This is a genomic window from Pseudomonas kulmbachensis (assembly GCF_963681935.1).
GTDB classification, from domain to species: domain Bacteria; phylum Pseudomonadota; class Gammaproteobacteria; order Pseudomonadales; family Pseudomonadaceae; genus Aquipseudomonas; species Aquipseudomonas kulmbachensis.
In genome coordinates, this window is record NZ_OY817088.1 from 3,504,485 (window position 1) to 3,522,075 (window position 17,591).

The 17,591-nt window shown below is 57.3% G+C and carries 16 protein-coding genes; all 16 read right to left on the minus strand.

What is annotated here, in order from left to right:
* Window positions 1-741 carry a flagellar motor protein gene (locus U5A05_RS16240; protein ID WP_261738948.1) on the minus strand — a complete coding sequence of 247 codons (741 nt, stop codon included), beginning with the start codon at window positions 739-741 and terminating at the stop codon, window positions 1-3.
* The gene (locus U5A05_RS16245) at window positions 741-1,874 is read right to left on the minus strand and encodes a protein-glutamate methylesterase/protein-glutamine glutaminase (RefSeq protein WP_321833916.1); all 1,134 of its coding nucleotides are present in this window, start codon (window positions 1,872-1,874) and stop codon (window positions 741-743) included. The genes U5A05_RS16240 and U5A05_RS16245 overlap by 1 nt, the downstream gene beginning before the upstream one ends.
* A gap of 43 nt (window positions 1,875-1,917) precedes the next feature.
* Complete coding sequence (locus tag U5A05_RS16250) at window positions 1,918-4,080, minus strand: chemotaxis protein CheA (RefSeq protein ID WP_321833917.1); 2,163 nt, start codon at window positions 4,078-4,080, stop codon at window positions 1,918-1,920.
* Window positions 4,081-4,142: 62 nt separating this feature from the next.
* On the minus strand, window positions 4,143-4,931 hold the full coding sequence (locus U5A05_RS16255) for a protein phosphatase CheZ (RefSeq protein ID WP_261738951.1): 789 nt from the start codon (window positions 4,929-4,931) through the stop codon (window positions 4,143-4,145).
* A gap of 20 nt (window positions 4,932-4,951) precedes the next feature.
* Window positions 4,952-5,323, minus strand: a complete 372-nt coding sequence (locus tag U5A05_RS16260; protein ID WP_261738952.1) for a chemotaxis response regulator CheY — start codon at window positions 5,321-5,323, stop codon at window positions 4,952-4,954.
* 202 nt (window positions 5,324-5,525) lie between these two features.
* The gene (gene fliA / locus U5A05_RS16265; RefSeq protein ID WP_261738953.1) at window positions 5,526-6,266 is read right to left on the minus strand and encodes an RNA polymerase sigma factor FliA; all 741 of its coding nucleotides are present in this window, start codon (window positions 6,264-6,266) and stop codon (window positions 5,526-5,528) included.
* Window positions 6,266-7,093 (minus strand): flagellar synthesis regulator FleN, encoded by an 828-nt coding sequence (fleN, locus tag U5A05_RS16270; RefSeq protein WP_016781547.1) that lies wholly within the window; start codon window positions 7,091-7,093, stop codon window positions 6,266-6,268. Before fleN ends, fliA begins: the two co-directional genes overlap by 1 nt.
* Before the next feature lie 119 nt (window positions 7,094-7,212).
* The gene (gene flhF / locus U5A05_RS16275) at window positions 7,213-8,529 is read right to left on the minus strand and encodes a flagellar biosynthesis GTPase FlhF (protein WP_261738954.1); all 1,317 of its coding nucleotides are present in this window, start codon (window positions 8,527-8,529) and stop codon (window positions 7,213-7,215) included.
* 11 nt (window positions 8,530-8,540) lie between these two features.
* Window positions 8,541-10,670 (minus strand): flagellar biosynthesis protein FlhA, encoded by a 2,130-nt coding sequence (gene flhA / locus U5A05_RS16280; RefSeq protein ID WP_321836525.1) that lies wholly within the window; start codon window positions 10,668-10,670, stop codon window positions 8,541-8,543.
* 268 nt (window positions 10,671-10,938) lie between these two features.
* Window positions 10,939-11,469: a fimbrial protein gene (locus U5A05_RS16285; protein ID WP_261738955.1), complete on the minus strand. Its 531-nt coding sequence runs from the start codon at window positions 11,467-11,469 to the stop codon at window positions 10,939-10,941.
* A 632-nt stretch (window positions 11,470-12,101) separates the two neighbouring features.
* Window positions 12,102-12,581, minus strand: a complete 480-nt coding sequence (locus tag U5A05_RS16290; RefSeq protein ID WP_261738956.1) for a fimbrial protein — start codon at window positions 12,579-12,581, stop codon at window positions 12,102-12,104.
* A 13-nt stretch (window positions 12,582-12,594) separates the two neighbouring features.
* Window positions 12,595-13,146: a fimbrial protein gene (locus U5A05_RS16295; RefSeq protein ID WP_321833922.1), complete on the minus strand. Its 552-nt coding sequence runs from the start codon at window positions 13,144-13,146 to the stop codon at window positions 12,595-12,597.
* Window positions 13,100-13,687, minus strand: coding sequence for a fimbrial protein (locus U5A05_RS16300; RefSeq protein ID WP_321833925.1), 588 nt, complete (start codon window positions 13,685-13,687; stop codon window positions 13,100-13,102). Before U5A05_RS16300 ends, U5A05_RS16295 begins: the two co-directional genes overlap by 47 nt.
* Window positions 13,680-14,441, minus strand: coding sequence for a fimbria/pilus periplasmic chaperone (locus U5A05_RS16305; protein ID WP_321833927.1), 762 nt, complete (start codon window positions 14,439-14,441; stop codon window positions 13,680-13,682). The genes U5A05_RS16300 and U5A05_RS16305 overlap by 8 nt, the downstream gene beginning before the upstream one ends.
* A complete protein-coding gene (locus U5A05_RS16310) occupies window positions 14,438-17,002 on the minus strand; it encodes an outer membrane usher protein (protein ID WP_321833928.1) in 2,565 nt (854 codons plus the stop codon). The genes U5A05_RS16305 and U5A05_RS16310 overlap by 4 nt, the downstream gene beginning before the upstream one ends.
* Window positions 17,003-17,569 (minus strand): fimbrial protein, encoded by a 567-nt coding sequence (locus tag U5A05_RS16315; RefSeq protein WP_321833930.1) that lies wholly within the window; start codon window positions 17,567-17,569, stop codon window positions 17,003-17,005.
* Window positions 17,570-17,591: the final 22 nt, after the last annotated feature.

Below are 17,591 nucleotides of genomic sequence, written 5' to 3' on the forward strand. Positions count from 1 at the left end.
TTAACCCGTAAAGCCTTGCAGCTTGAGTTCAATGGAGCGTGGGTTTTCGCCTTCGGCTATCGACAAAATGCCTTCGAGCAACATCTCGCGGTACAGCGATTGGCGCATGGCAATCGCCTTGAGCTTGCTGGCGATGGGCAGCAACACCAGGTTGGCACTGGCCACCCCGTAAATGGTCGCTACAAACGCCACGGCGATACCGCTACCCAATTGCCCCGGATCGGCCAGATTGCCCATCACGTGGATCAGGCCCATGACGGCGCCGATAATGCCGATGGTCGGCGCGTAGCCGCCCATGCTTTCAAAGACTTTCGCGGCCTCGATATCGCGGCTTTCCTGGGTCATGTAATCGACCTCCAGCACGCTGCGAATGGTTTCTGGCTCAACCCCGTCGACCAGCAATTGCAGGCCCTTGCGCGAATAATTGTCGGGCTCGGTATCGGCCACGCCTTCAAGGCCCAGCAAGCCTTCCTTGCGCGCCGTCAGGCTCCAGTTGACGACACGGTCGATGCCGCCCGCCATGTCGATACGCGGCGGAAACAAGATCCACACCACGGTATGCATCGCCCGCTTGAACGCACTCATGGGCGACTGCAACAACGCCGCCCCCACTGTGCCGCCGAGCACGATCAACGCCGCCGGGCCATTGGCCAGCGCGCCTAAATGGCCGCCTTCCAGGTAGTTGCCGCCGATGATCGCGACAAACGCCATGATGATGCCAATCAGGCTGAGCACGTCCATCAGTGGCAAGCCTCGACCAGATGCCTGCCGATGTCATCGAGGCTATACACCGCATCGGCCAGGTTGGCTTTGACGATGGCCATGGGCATGCCGTAAATCACACAACTGGCTTCGTCCTGCGCCCACACCTGACTACCGCCCTGTTTGAGCATACGAGCGCCTTCACGGCCGTCCGCGCCCATGCCGGTCAAGACCACCGCCAAAACTTTGTCACCAAAGGACTTGGCCGCAGAACCGAAGGTGATATCCACACACGGTTTGTAGTTCAGGCGCTCGTCGCCCGGCAGGATGCGTACCGCGCCACGACCATCAATCATCATTTGCTTGCCGCCTGGCGCCAGCAGGGCCAGACCAGGGCGCAGGATATCGCCGTCTTCGGCTTCCTTGACGCTGATGCGGCACAGCTTGTCCAAGCGCTCGGCAAACGCCTTGGTGAACGCCGCGGGCATGTGCTGCACCAGCACAATCGGCGCCGGGAAGTTGCCCGGCAACTGGGTCAATACCCGCTGCAAGGCCACCGGGCCACCGGTCGATGTTCCGATGGCGACCAACTTGTACGCCTTGCGTTTGGGCGCGCCAGAGACTGTGCTTGGCGCTGTTGCGCCACGGCTGGCAATCGGCGTGGTGCGTGCAGGTGCGGCAACTGCGGCTGGCGCTGTAAAGCCACCCAGTGCTGGCCGGGGCGCTGGAGTCGGAACCACAGGTGCCGGGGCGCTGTAGCTGGACATTCGCCGGTTGCTGCGCGAGATGCTGTGGACCTTTTCGCACAGCATCTGTTTGACCTTCTCGGGATTGCGCGAGATGTCTTCGAAATTTTTCGGCAGAAAATCCACCGCACCGGCATCCAGCGCATCGAGGGTGACGCGAGCGCCCTCGTGGGTCAGCGAGGAAAACATCAATACCGGGGTCGGACAGCGCTGCATGATATGGCGCACGGCCGTGATGCCATCCATCAACGGCATCTCGTAATCCATGGTGATCACGTCCGGCTTGAGCGCCAGCGCCTGATCAATCGCTTCCTTGCCATTGGTGGCAGTGCCGATCACTTGAATCGTCGGATCAGCCGACAGAATTTCCGAGACGCGACGGCGGAAAAAACCGGAATCATCCACCACCAGGACCTTGACTACCATAAACACTCCGTTAGGTCGTCGGGGCACGCCCGACTCACCAGAATCAAATACGCCGTGATGCGTAATGCTTGAGCATGCTCGGAACATCCAGAATCAAGGCAATACGGCCATCACCGGTAATGGTGGCGCCCGACATGCCTGGCGTGCCCTGGAGCATTTTCCCCAACGGTTTGATCACCACTTCTTCCTGACCGACCAACTGATCGACCACAAAGCCGATGCGCTGGGTCCCGACCGACAGAATCACCACATGCCCTTCGCGCTGCTCTTCATGGGCGGCCGAGGCTACCAGCCAACGCTTGAGGTAGAACAATGGCAGCGCCTTGTCGCGCACGATCACCACTTCCTGGCCGTCGACCACGTTGGTGCGTGACAGATCAAGGTGGAAAATCTCGTTGACGTTGACCAGCGGGAAGGCAAATGCCTGGTTGCCCAGCATCACCATCAGGGTTGGCATGATCGCCAGGGTCAACGGCACCTTGATCACGATTTTCGAGCCGCGCCCCAGGACTGACTCAATGCTCAGTGAGCCGTTGAGCTGGGCAATCTTGGTTTTCACCACGTCCATGCCCACGCCACGCCCGGACACATCGCTGATCTCGGTTTTGGTCGAGAAGCCCGGCGCAAAAATCAGGTTGTAGCAGTCGCTCTCGCTCAGGCGATCAGCTGCATCCTTGTCCATCAGGCCTTTTTTCACGGCCAGGGAGCGCAGGAAATTGGCGTCCATGCCTTTGCCATCATCGGAGATCGACAGCAAGATATGGTCGCCTTCCTGCTCGGCGGACAGAATCACCCGGCCACAGCTCGGTTTGCCTGCGGCTGCGCGTTCTTCCGGGGTTTCGCAACCGTGATCGACCGCGTTGCGTACCAAGTGGACCAGCGGATCGGCCAGGGCTTCGACCAGGTTTTTGTCCAGGTCGGTTTCTTCGCCCACCAACTCCAGGCTGATTTCTTTTTTCAGCTGACGCGCCAAGTCACGTACCAGCCGCGGGAAGCGACCGAATACTTTCTTGATCGGCTGCATCCGGGTCTTCATCACTGCGGTTTGCAGGTCGGCGGTCACCACGTCAAGGTTGGACAGCGCCTTGGCCATTTCCTCGTCATGGCTGTTCAGGCCCAGGCGCACCAGACGGTTACGCACCAGCACCAGTTCGCCGACCATGTTCATGATGTCATCGAGCCGTGCGGTATCCACCCGCACCGTGGTTTCGGCCTCGGAGGCGACCGGTTTTTCCGCAGGTGCAGCAGCACGGGCCGGGGCCGGACGCGCAGCCGGCACTGGTTTGACCGGCGCAACCACAGCCACTACCGCAGCAGAATCAGCACTGAACTTGCCTTTGCCGTGCATCTCATCGAGCAAGGCTTCGAATTCGTGATCGCTGATCAGATTCGGATCGCCAGCAGGCTCCTGGACAATAGCCACAGGCGCTACAGTCGCAGTTTCCAGCGCATCGGTATTGAACGAACCCTTGCCATGCAACTGATCGAGCAAGGCTTCAAATTCGTCATCGGTGATTTCATTGCTCACTTCGGCTGGCGCAGCAGGCACCTCTTCAGGCTCGGCGGCAACCACCGCAGCGGCCGAGGAAAACTGGCCCTTGCCATGCAACTGGTCAAGCAGCAACTCAAACTCGGCATCGCTGATTTCGTCGCTGGCCGTGATCTCTGGCGCGGTGACCGGTTCAGGTTCTGCCGCAGCAGCCTTGACCGCGTCGAGCGAATTCAGCAGCTGTTCAAATTCGCTGTCGGTGATATCGCTCACCGGGGCGGCAGCCATCACTGGCTCAGGTACGGGTGCAACGACAACCTGCGCAGCCGCAGGCTCGGCCAGACGCGCCAGCGCTTCCAGCAACTCAGGGGTTGCGGCGGTGACCGGGCTGCGCTCGCGCACTTCGCTGAACATGCCGTTGACCGCATCCAGGGCCTCGAGCACCACGTCCATCAGCTCCGCGTCGACGCTGCGCTCACCCTTGCGCAGGATGTCGAAGACGTTTTCGGCGATGTGACAGCACTCCACCAACTCATGGAGCTGCAGGAAGCCGGCGCCCCCTTTTACAGTGTGAAAACCGCGAAAAATTGCATTGAGCAGATCCGCATCATCCGGTCGGCTTTCCAGCTCAACCAGTTGTTCGGACAGCAACTCTAGAATCTCGCCGGCTTCAACCAGAAAATCCTGAAGGATTTCTTCATCGGCGCCGAAGCTCATGTACGTGCTCCTTGATATAGGCTCGTGGACGCCGGGCAACAGCGCCCGTGCCTCTTCAAGACCTAAAAACCTAAACTGGACAGCAAATCGTCTACATCATCCTGACCGGATACGACGTCATTACGTGTATCGGCATGAATCTGCGGACCTTCACCCTTGGCCTGGTTTTTTTGCGAATTATTTTCAGCACGCAGTGCATCGCGATCGTGTTCGATCCCGGCAAAGCGATCTACCTGGCTGGCCATCAGCACCAGTTTGAGCAGATTGCTTTCAACTTCCGTGACCAATTGCGTCACACGTTTTATCACCTGACCGGTGAGGTCCTGGTAATCCTGAGCCAGCAAAATGTCCGTCAGGTTGCTGGAGACGATGCTGTTTTGCGTTTCGCTACGCGTCAAAAAACTGTCAACCCGACGCGCTAGCTCACGAAACTCCTCGGCACCGACTTCACGACGCATAAAGCGCCCCCAGTCCGTACTCAAGGCCTTGGCTTCGTGCCCCATTGCGTTGACCAGCGGCGTGCTGTTTTCCACCAGGTCCATGGTCCGATTGGCCGCCGCTTCAGTGAGTTTCACAACATAGGCCAAACGTTCAGTGGCATCCGTGATCTGCGACACTTCTTCGGCTTGCGGCATTCCCGGGTCAATCTGAAAATTGACTATTGCGCTGTGCAGCTCGCGGGTCAGCTTGCCGACTTCGCGATACAGCCCGCGGTCGCGAGTCTGGTTAAGTTCGTGAATCAGCTGCACGGCATCGCCAAATTGGCCTCTTTCAAGGCTTTCGACCAATTCGTGAGCATGTTTTTTCAGGGTCGACTCAAAATCACCCTGTGTGGATTCTTTATGCTCCATAGCGCCCCCAAGGCAACCGATCAACCGATGCGATCAAAGATCTTTTCGATCTTGTCTTTGAGTGCGATAGCCGTGAATGGCTTGACCACATAACCGTTAACTCCGGCCTGGGCCGCTTCGATGATCTGCTCGCGCTTGGCTTCAGCTGTCACCATCAGCACTGGCAAGTGCTTGAGTTTTTCGTCTGCACGCACGTGGCGCAACAGCTCGATACCGGTCATGCCCGGCATGTTCCAGTCGGTCACCAAAAAGTCGATTTGCCCCAGGTTGAGGATCGGCAGCGCCGTGGTGCCGTCATCCGCCTCGACCGTGTTGGTGAAACCAAGGTCACGCAACAGGTTTTTGATGATCCGCCGCATCGTTGAAAAATCATCAACGATGAGGATTTTCATGTTCTTGTCCAATTCGACCTCCAAGCAGTCTTAAACGCGTCCTGTCTGGGGACGCGCCATTCAATCAATTCGTTTTCAAAAACCGCCCAAATCGACTGTGGGAGCGGGCTTGCTCGCGATGCAGGCGGCGCGGTTTTTCTGATTCACCGTGTCGATCCCATCGCGAGCAAGCCCGCTCCCACAATAAGTGCACGTGTTCCCGTCAGTGCGCTCGCCACTGGCTCAGACGCGCACGCAGGCGTGCGGCGCACTGGCTGTGCAACTGGCTGACACGGGATTCACTGACCCCCAGCACTTCGCCGATTTCCTTGAGGTTCAACTCCTCGTCGTAGTACAGCGCCAACACCAGACGCTCGCGCTCGGGCAGATGGGCAATCGCATCGGCCAAGGCGGCCTGGAAGCGCTCGTCTTCCAGATCTCGCGATGGCTCCGTGTGGGCACTCACGCCATCTTCATGCAGCCCTTCGTGTTCGCCGTCCTGCAACAGGTCGTCAAAACTGAACAGGCGGCTGCCCAGGGTGTCATTCAAGATGGCGTAATAATCATCAAGGCTTAACTGGAGTTCGGCCGCAACTTCATGATCTTTAGCGTCACAACCGGTTTTTGCTTCAATTACCCGAATTGCATCACTGACCATGCGTGTATTGCGGTGCACCGAACGCGGCGCCCAATCGCCCTTGCGCACTTCATCAAGCATCGCGCCACGGATACGGATGCCGGCGTAAGTCTCGAAACTCGCGCCCTTGCTCGCGTCGTATTTGCCCGATACTTCAAGCAGGCCGATCATCCCGGCCTGAATCAAGTCATCCACCTGCACGCTGGCAGGCAAACGCGCCAGCAAGTGATAGGCAATGCGCTTGACCAGAGGGGCGTAGCGCTCGATCAGCTCATACTGGGTGTCACGCGACGACTTGCTGTACATGCGATAACCGCTGGCCGTCATTAAAAACGCCCCCCTGCTTGCTGCACCAGACGCTCGACAAAGAACTCCAGGTGGCCCCTGGGGTTGGCGGGCAATGGCCAGGTATCAACTTTTTGCGCAATGGCCTTGAACGCCAGCGAGCACTTGGAGCGCGGGAACGCTTCGTAAACGGCGCGCTGCTTTTGTACGGCCTTGCGCACGCACTCGTCGTAAGGCACGGCACCCACATACTGCAGGGCTACATCCAGAAAACGGTCGGTAACCTTGGTCAGTTTGGCGAACAGATTGCGCCCTTCCTGGGGGCTTTGGGCCATATTGGCCAGTACGCGAAAGCGGTTCATCCCGTAATCGCGATTAAGCAGTTTGATCAGCGCATAGGCATCGGTGATCGACGTCGGCTCGTCGCACACCACCAGCAGCACTTCCTGGGCGGCGCGCACAAAGCTGACCACCGACTCGCCGATCCCGGCAGCGGTGTCGATCACCAGTACATCCAGGTTATCGCCAAGGTCGCTGAATGCCTGGATCAGGCCGGCATGCTGCGCCGGGCTCAGATGCACCATGCTCTGGGTGCCCGAAGCCGCCGGCACGATGCGAATTCCGCCGGGGCCTTGCAGCAATACGTCGCGCAGCTCGCAACGACCCTCGACCACATCGGCCAGGGTAAATTTGGGGGTCAAGCCCAGCAGGACATCGACATTTGCCAGCCCAAGGTCCGCGTCCATCAACAGAACGCGCCTGCCCAGCTCGGCCAATGCGATGGACAAGTTGACTGACACGTTAGTTTTACCGACGCCACCCTTGCCGCCGGTCACTGCGATCACCTGTACGGGATGCATGCTGCCCATGATCTTTCTTTACCTTGTCTTACTTAGACGCGGCTACATGCGATGGCTGCTCGTTCCCCTGCGGAACAAAATTTTCAGACCATCCGATGTAGGTACATTGCAACGTAATCTTGACTGCCTCAGCCGACCCGTTTGGGAGGGCTGTGATAGATATCGGCAAACATGTCTGCCATAGCTTCTTCGCTGGGTTCTTCCTGCATCTGCACACTCACTGCGCGACTCACCAGTTGGTGCCGACGCGGCAAGTGAAGGTCGTCCGGAATCCGTGGGCCGTCAGTGAGATAAGCCACCGGCAGCGCATTGCTGATCGCCAGGCTCAACACCTCGCCCAGGCTTGCTGTCTCATCCAGCTTGGTCAGGATGCAACCCGCCAACCCGCAACGCTTGTAACTGAGGTACGCCGCCGTCAGCACCTGTTTCTGGCTGGTGGTGGCCAATACCAAATAATTTCGCGCCTTGATCCCGCGCCCAGCCAGGCTTTCAAGCTGCAAACGCAACGCCGGATCACTGGCCTGCAGGCCCGCGGTATCCACCAGCACCACGCGCTTGCGCACCAGCGGCTCGAGGGTCTGGCCCAACGACTGGCCGGGAGCGACGTGGGTCACCGGTACATTGAGAATTCGGCCCAGGGTCTTGAGTTGCTCCTGAGCGCCAATTCGAAAGCTGTCCATGCTCACCAGAGCGATATTCTGCGCGCCGTACTTGAGTACATAACGCGCCGCCAGCTTGGCCAGCGTAGTGGTTTTACCCATCCCCGCAGGCCCGACCATCGCAATCACGCCGCCCTCTTCCAGCGGCTCCAGCTCCGGTGTAGCGATCATCCGCGCCAAGTGCGCCAGCAACATTCGCCAGGCCTGGCGCGGCTCTTCGATACCGGCCACTTGGGCCAGCAGATCACGCGACAGCGGCCCGGACAGACCGATACGCTGCAAGCGGCGCCACAGATTGGCCTGCGCTGGTTTGGCATCCTGCAACTGGCTCCAGGCCAACGAGCCGAGCTGCACTTCAAGCAATTCACGCAAACCGTTCAGCTCATGACGCATATTGTCGAATGCGCGCTGATCAACCGTCGGTGCGACGGGCGCAGGCGCAGGGCGTGGCGGCTCTTCCAGCGTCGGCTCGATCAACGGCTCGGCGGCAGTCAGCGGCAAACCGGCAAACAGCTGACGGTTAACGCCCGCCTCGCCTTCGCCGCGCAGGCTCAACTCGGCCTGGGCCGAGACAATCCGCGACTGGGTCTTGCGCAGTTCTTCTTCGAGCTCAATGTTCGGGACACGGGGTGCCAGCGCGGACAGCTTGTAGTCCAGGGCCGCGGTCAACTCAACGCCCCCGGCGATCCGGCGGTTGCCAATAATGGCGGCGTCAGCCCCCAGCTCATCACGGATCAGCTTCATGGCCTGACGCATATCGGCGGCGAAAAATCGCTTCACTTGCATAAACCAAACCCTCAGCCGTTAGGGCCTACTGTCGCAACGATCGTGACCTGCTTGTTGTCAGGGATTTCCTGGTAAGCCAGCACATGCAGGTTGGGCACCGCCAGACGGCCGAAGCGCGAAAGCATTGCGCGTACCGGGCCTGCCACCAACAGGATCACTGGATTACCTTGCATTTCCTGACGCTGAGCAGCGTCGATCAACGAGCGCTGGAGTTTCTCTGCCATGCTTGGCTCCAGCAAAACGCCCTCTTCCTGGCCTTGTCCGGCCTTCTGCAAACTATTGAGCAATATTTGTTCCAACCTTGGCTCAAGGGTGATCACAGGCAGCTCAGACTCAACGCCTACAATACTTTGCACAATGGCGCGGGACAGGCCCACGCGCACAGCGGCAACCAAAGCGGCAGTATCTTGACTCTTATGGGCATTGTTCGCGACGGCTTCGGCAATGCTGCGGATATCGCGCACCGGCACCTGCTCAGCCAACAAGGCCTGCAACACTTTGAGTAACTGCGACAGGCTCAGCACGCCCGGCACCAGCTCCTCGGCCAGCTTGGGCGAAGACTTGGCCAGCAACTGCATCAACTGCTGCACTTCTTCATGCCCGATCAGCTCATGGGAGTGTTTGTACAAAATCTGGTTAAGGTGCGTCGCCACCACGGTGCTGGCATCCACTACGGTATAGCCCAGCGATTGCGCCTGGCTGCGCTGACTGACTTCAATCCACACCGCTTCCAGACCAAAGGCCGGGTCTTTGGTGGTAATCCCGTTCAGCGTGCCGAATACCTGCCCCGGATTGATCGCCATTTCGCGGTCCGGGTAGATCTCGGCCTCGGCCAGAATCACCCCCATCAGGGTCAAGCGATAGGCACTGGGGGCCAGGTCGAGGTTGTCGCGGATATGCACGGTCGGCATCAGAAAGCCCAAATCCTGGGACAACTTTTTACGCACCCCCTTGATCCGCGCCAATAACTGGCCACCTTGATTGCGGTCTACCAGCGGGATCAGCCGATAGCCGACTTCGAGCCCGATCATGTCGATGGGCGTCACGTCATCCCAACCCAGCTCCTTGGTCTCTTGCGCACGGGCAGGCGACGGCAGCAACTCTTGCTGGCGCTTGACCTCTTGCAGGGCCTGGACCTTGACCACACTCTGTTTTTTCCACATCAGGTACGCCACGCCACCGGCAACGGCGGCCAGGCTCAGGAAGGAAAAGTGCGGCATGCCCGGCACAATCCCCATCACCGCCATCAAACCTGCCGACACCGCCAGCGCCTTGGGCGAGGCAAACATCTGGCGATTGATCTGCTTGCCCATGTCTTCGGAGCCCGAGGCACGGGTCACCATGATCGCGGCTGCGGTGGACAGCAGCAGGGATGGCAACTGCGCCACCAAACCGTCACCGATGGTCAGCAAGGCGTAAACCTTGCCCGCTTCGCTGAACGTCATGCCGTGCTGGAAGATACCCACCGCCATGCCGCCGATCAGGTTGATAAATAGAATCAACAGACCGGCGATTGCATCACCGCGTACGAATTTGCTGGCACCGTCCATCGAGCCGTAGAACTCGGCCTCTTGGGCGACTTCCTGACGGCGCAGCTTGGCCTGGTTCTGATCGATCAGCCCGGCGTTGAGGTCGGCGTCGATGGCCATTTGTTTGCCGGGCATGGCATCGAGGGTGAAACGTGCGCTGACCTCGGAAATGCGCCCGGCACCTTTGGTCACCACCACGAAGTTGATGATCATCAAAATCGCAAAAACCACGATACCGACCACGTAGTTGCCGCCGATCACCACCTCACCGAAGGCTTGAATCACCTTGCCTGCCGCCGCGTGCCCTTCCTGACCGTGGAGCATCACCACCCGGGTCGAAGCCACGTTGAGCGCCAGCCGCATCAGGGTGGCGACCAGCAAAATGGTGGGGAACACCGCAAAATCCAGGGGCCGCAGGGCGTAGACGCACACCAACAGCACCACAATCGACAGCGCAATATTGAAGGTAAAAAACACGTCCAGCAGGAACGCCGGGATTGGCAACATCATCATTGCCAGCATCACCAGCAACAACAACGGCACGCCCAATTGCCCTCGACCCAAACCGGCCAGACCGCTGCGTGCGGTGTTGATTAACTGAGAGCGATCCAAGGACATTGCGACAAACCTTTAGCAAACTTTTGACGCCATGTGCGCCGTAGAGCCTGCCACTGCAAGAACCCTTCCAACTTTGGCCAATGGCCATATCAGAATCAAAAGCCCGCCCTGATTCACCCAGTAGGTGCCTCTGAGGGAGCGAGCCTGCTCGCGAAGGCCATAAACCATAGCGCGCGTTTACTGATAATCGCGACGCTCTTGAGACCTTCGCGAGCAGGCTCGCTCCCACGGTGATGTCACAAGGCCTTAATCCTTCAAAAACTCAAGGCACGCTCATCACCAGCGTGCCACTCGCTGTGAAAGGCCCGGCGGCAGGGACGCTGCCGGGTTTGCGAAAAAGAGAAAACACGACCGTATCCCCCCCTGAACTGTTGGTGATACTAGTCGCGAAAGGAAGTCCTACAGGTACTCCACCATTATTACGCACCATCCTGACGGCAAGATCGGTATTACTGGTGGCAAGCCCCCCCAAGTTGAACAAAGCGCCACTACCCTGCAAAATGATGTGTATGGGCGTGGTAATACCGAGATCAGGGCATGAGTAATTAAGAGCGACAGCTCTACTATTGGTTGAATCATATGGCGATTCCGGGATCGCAACAGGATCCACCGAACCAAAGTCCACTTCAATGGGCTTGTCATCATTAATCGTGCAGGTTGACGGGTTCAAGTTGAGTGAGTTACGTGGATAAATAAAGATAGTCGTATCGAAAGACTTCGAGCCAAAATTATTAGTGAAATGCATGAACAAATTCACTCTAGCGATTTCTCCCGCCGACGACTGGATATTCATATAATTACCAGGCGTCCTGGTAATGTTTAAATATGCTCGCCCCCCCACACTCACATACGGCTCATTTCTGTGCGTCGCGAGTATAATATTGGACGCTACCGGTATTGGGTAATTAGTATCGTTAAACCTTAATCCGCCCGTGAGACGGCCATACGGCCACGCCAAAACGACCCCCCAAGTGGGAAGGGGGGAGATTTTTAGAACGGGATTAGAACTAGTAGCCGAATTATGCCTGCAGTCCATCGCGTAATCCAGCAAAACCTTATCGGTGAGGCTAGTACTCGCTTTTACATCGACATATACATTAAATGAAAGTTTCTCCGCATCTGCCCAAGCGCTACCATTTACCCGACACTCTACTGCGCTGGCAATATGAGCCAGCATAAACAACATCAACCCAGTTAGATATCTCATATAAATCTCTTCAACATAAAATAGCACTACAAAATTTGCGCACCTTTAAAGGTAGCCCAACGTAAAAGTCGAAACGGCAGCAAAGTACCCGGGCACTATTGAATGATTGGTAATGGCCTGCGGCTCTGCTTTGACAACGACCTTAAAAGCAATCACATTGGCGCCATTACTCAATATCTGCCTATCACTGGCCGCATTCACTTGCTGAGACACCGTCCTCACTGGTAATCAGCCAGCAGTGTTGCCATGGCCGTAAACCCGCCTAGGCTCAGCGAGGAGCCCAACTTCTTGACCGGTACGGCTTCCAGCATCGGTGGCTCTGCAGGATTAATCAGCACCTGTGTGTTGAGTGCTAACGGCACTCCATCTTTCAGAAGTCTGACGCCAAGGTCGGTGACACTGGACTGCACGGCTGACGATTCAAAAGGCGTTGCCGTACCCGTCACCTTCAAGACCATTTCCCACGCCTGAGTGCCAGGGGAACAGGTAATGGTGTAATTCACCGGTTTGCGGTGGTTCACCCCATCGATAGTTCTGACGCCGATTTTCTCGAAGTCGATAACGATACTGGCACCGCTATTTATAGTGCAGGGCGGGGGTTCTATCAGGGTGCCCTCGAACGTCAGGTTGGCCATTGCATTGCCACCAAAGCCAATGGCACATACGGCAAAAAGCACAGATTGTTGCTTGAGTCTCATCAGTATCTGCCTCTTATCGCAGTGCTTGCACTAATGTAGCCGTGGCAGAAAATGATCCGCCAGTGAGGGTGCTACCGGTTTTTTTTACGAGAACCGCCGTCACTGCTGGCAAGGTGGGGTGCGTGAAGTTCACGGTGGTATTGAGGGGCCAAGCTTCTCCCCCAACCATAAGCCTGATACCAAGATCACTTTTACTGGTACCCAGGGCCTTAGCGTCAAACCCGGCGCCAGTTCCCCTTAATTCCAGGGTCATTGAATTGGTGGGTTGCTGGCTACATGTCAAGGTGTAAGGCACCTCTTTTTCGTAATTGACGCCGTTGATCCGAGTCGTCAGAAGCTCGCTTCCAAAAGATACATTCACCGTGCCTGCTGCGTTGATAACGCAGGGTGGAGGTGCGAGGACTACCCCCCTGATATTCACACTGGTGCCCGCCAAGGCACTTTGACAACAGAGCAACAACAGGCTGCCCAAGGCGGTTACTGCCCGCCAATCTATTGACATGTTCATCGCTGCCCCCTTATTCATAGACAAGCCTGAAATCAACGGCCGCCTGAAAGGCGCCATTGCTCAGCACAGCCGAAGTGCGCACTGGCTGCACATGCCAGGTCAGGGTGTCGTTGCCATGCTGCAGGAACAGAGGCTCGCCGCGATTGCCCAACGCCGCGTCCCGTCCAAGGGCATCGGTCAGCAGCAGTCCCATACCGGTAACCCCCTGCACTTTGACCAGCCGCGGATCATCCGCATCGGCTGGCGCCACAAAGGCTACCGACACCACAGGCTGAGAGGCACTCCATACCAGATTGCCCGTGCGCTCGCTCTGGAGGCTGCCCGACGCGCGCTGGCAATCGACAAAGCGCAATTGAAACACCACGGGGGTTGCCTGATCGCCCGGGCGCTGCAATTGACTGCGAGCCACACTGCCCAGGTCTACATCCTGATAGGCCGAAGACATGTCCAGGGCACAGGGGGTGTTGTGCAGTGTGCCGGAGATATCCAGCATTCCACTCATGCCGTGGATCACCCCGGCCCGGGCCTGATGAATACTCGACACCAGTAGCAGGCAGCTCAGGGCCGTCACCGTGCAAGCCCGATGCGCGCTACTCATTGACCGAGGACGCAGCCACGTCCACCTTGCAAGTAGTGCCAGCACAGCTGAACACCAGAGTCGGACGACCACCGAAATCATTCACATAGGTCAGCCTTGGTTTAGTGCCGAGCGCAGCAACACTTCCCCCCAACTTCAATGAGCCTTTGGGCGACAGCATAAGGGGCTCGAAATCCGTGACGGTTTCCGTGTCTTTACTGCGACGGGCATCAATCAGCGTGACGTAGTACGGGGTGGGGTTGTTGACCTGGTAGTGATCACCGACACGGGTAAGGGTCAGTTCTTGCTGCCAGGGCTCAGACCGCTCTTGTCGGTTCTGAACTAATGCGGCAGGTCGGTAAAACAACTTGATGCGGGTCTGCAGGGCAATTTGCAGGCTGTTGGCCTTGTCACTGCGGGGCGGAATTTCCCGCAGGTTGAAGTAATACACCGACTCCCTATCCTGAGGGAGAGACTTGATTGCCGGTAACGACTGGACTTTTACCTGACTTTTTTTGCCCGGCTCCAGGCGCTGGACAGGCGGAAGCACGATCAACGGTGAAGTGATCTTGTTGCCTTGCTCATCTTCTACCCAGCCCTGGGCCAGATAAGGCAACTGTGTGTTGTTGTTGGTGATGTTCATGCTGACGGCCTCTTTGCTGCCATCAAACACCACTCGGGTGCGGTCAAGGCCAATGGCTGCATTGGCGTTGTTGATCAGGCACATGGCCACAAGGGCAGGAACCGAGAGTGCAAAGCTGAATTTCTTGATCATGAAGGTGTTATCTCTGTGTTAGTAATCCGGATCCGCGATGCAGATGCGGGTGCAGCGTTATCAGGCATCAGCATCTGGCAGCGCAGATCCAGGGTGGTGGCTAAGCCGTCGGCCGGTAAATTGACAGGCATTACCAGCGTGCAACGCTCTACACCACCCCAAGAGACAACCATCTTCTCCCCGGGCCGAATGCCGCTTAGATAGACACTGCCACCGTCATTGACGATGCCGGTTTCCTGCTGTTTTTCATTTTTCACCGTGCCACCAAACGGCGGCACGCTGCCATCAGGCAGAAGCAGCACTGCCATAGCTTTGTGGCCGGCAATCACATCCAGCGTGCGGTAACCAATGGCGCCTTCCGTCAGGGTCAACTGGGTCACGGACTGGGACGCCTCAACATTTGCCGGCAAGTTTTCAAGGTCAACACTGGCCGCTGTGCGCAAGTAACTGTTGACGTCCGGAACCACAGCTTTGCCAAAGGCGTTACTGCTCGTTGTGCGGCCATAGCCGCGCACAGGTACCCCAGGCACACCGCTGGTATCGACCATCAATCGAGTGCCACCCACACCTGAGCTTCGATGCCCCGCCCCGCCGTATGGGGTCAGTGTGGCGCCGCCTCGTGCAGACATGCCGAGGCTGGTGTAGTTGTTTTCCTTCAGGCTGGCGCTCAGAGACAAATCCGCATGATCAGCGACATGGCTTAGATAACCACCGACAGAGGTGTTATCTGCACTCAGTTGATAGTGACTGCGCTCACCTAACTGGTCACTGAAGCGCGCTGAATACATATTTTTATTGTGCGAACTGCTGGCGCTGGTGCTTAAGCTGCCAGATCTACCCAAGGGCATGCTGAGCGACAGAAACATGCCGGTATTATTATTTTGCGTACCCGTGCGCTGGTTTCGTTCCTGATTTCTAAACATGTTCAATGAGATATTCATGTTCTTGACCGACCCCATATTGAAAGAACGCGCCAGTGACAGGTTCCAGCGTTTACTGCTCGGGAGATCCCAAAAGGACTGATCGGTGTAGGTCACGTAAGCAGAGAGCCCGGCATCTCGAAAATGCTTGTTGAACGTGGCGGTATAAAGCGATTTGCTGCCCCCCACAGGCTTGCCGTAGTGACGCGCATTCAGGTATTCGCTCATGCTCACGTAGTCTTTTTCAGAAAACCGGTATCCCGCAAAGGAGACTTGACTGTCGTATTCCTCAAATCGCTTCGAATAGCTCAGACGGTAGGAACTGCCGGACAGCGATTCGTCCTGCACAGTGGTGCGGGCTCGCGAAACATCGAATGACAGCGCACCAAAGGCCAGCAGATCGCGCCCTACACCGAGTGATAACGCCGTGTAGTTGCTGTCGCTAAGGCCCCCTCCATAAAGCGACCAACCGTTACTCACCCCCCAGGAAAACTCCCCCGAGCCAAAGACGCTGCCCTGCCCTCCATCATGCAGGCCAGACGGCCGACCGCTGGCAAGCTTGTAGCGCACCGTACCGGGGCGAGTCAGATAGGGAATGCTGGATGACTCGACCGTGAATGAATTGACAGTGCCATCTTGCTCTTCCACCCGCACATCGAGACTGCCGCTAACGGCATCATTGAGATCCTGAATGCGAAAAGGCCCCGCCGCGACCAAGGTTTCATACAACACCCGACCCTGCTGGCTGATGGTGACCTTGGCATTGGTTTTGGCAACACCCACGACCTCAGGCGCATAGCCTCGCAAGTTGGGAGGCAACTGGTTGTCATCGGAGCTGAGTGCGAAGCCGGTAAAACGAAAGCTGTCGAACAGGTCCGAGTACAGGTAGTTTTCCCCCACCATCAGGCGTGCCTGGATTGAAGGCAATGCCCGATATGCATAGAAACGGTTCCACTCGAGCCGTTGCTCACGACGGATGTTTTCGTCGTCGATACGACCTTGCCAGTCAGCCCGCAACCGCCAGGGCCCCGCATTGGCACCAAAAGTGCCGTTGCCACTCAGGTTGTTGCGGCTTACTGTGTTTCTCTGGCTGATCGACTGTGCCGTCAGGTTGTAGTCCAGCAGCAGGCCTGGCACCCCTTCGTCCCACCGGGAGGGTGGATCCCAGTTCTGCGCGCTGTACTCCAGGTACGCATGAGGGATGGAGATACGGAGCATGGAGGTACTCAAATCGCCACTGACTTCCATCCCCGACAGACTGCTGCTGTCCAGGCACTCACCGCCTTTCCACCAAGTGAGCTGGGTCAGTTGATCTTTCTTCAAACCCAACTGCTCCACCAGTTCGGCAGACACACAGGCCTGGCTGCCTTTGGGATCATCGTCAGGGGGATAAAAGGCAATGCGCTGCTCAGGCTGCGACTGCGTGTTTATCTGTACCTGCATCAGGTAGGTGCCCGGCAAGATAAAGCCGCCGCGAGAGAACTGTGACAGGTCGATGTTGGTGCGATCGTTCAGATCAAGAATATCGGTATTGAACTGGATGTCCTCGGCGGCCCATACACCGCCTGCAATCGACATCAGCCCGGTACACAGCATCGCTCTGGCGACTGCGCAGTCCCGCAAGGTAAACAGCCCGTACATTTAAAAATACTCCAGCCGGAAACGCACCGCAGCTCGGTGAGAACCAACAGCCATTGGGCGGCCATTGCCGACCAGTTGAAGGGTGTAGCGCAGCTCTTGATCCTCTCCGGTAAGGGACGTCAGAGGCATCGACACTCCCGGCGTACTTTGCAGCCCTTGCATATCGGCAATACGCAGGGCCAGACCTGTTGAGGTACCGACAGTGGCAAACAGGCGCCCGCCACTGTCGGCCAGCCCTTCAAAGGTCACCCTGAGGTGCTGCCAATCAGGCAAATAAGTACCTGGCCGGGAAGGGTCAGGGCGAGTCAAAGAACACTTGACCAAACGCAATAAAAAAACATGAGGCTCACCCTCGCCCTGACGAATAAGTCGCCCCATGGACAAAGGATCCAATTCAATGACTTGATAGGCACTTTTTGCATCCAGCGCACACGCAGAATCAACAACTTCTCCAGCCAGCATTACACGGCCACTGCCCTGTTTATTCTGCGCGGACGAAGAACCAATAAAAAAATTCATACATATGAATAGCACGCCAGTAACAGCCAGCTTGAAAAATGCTTTCACAGTTAGCTCCCGCCGTATTTGC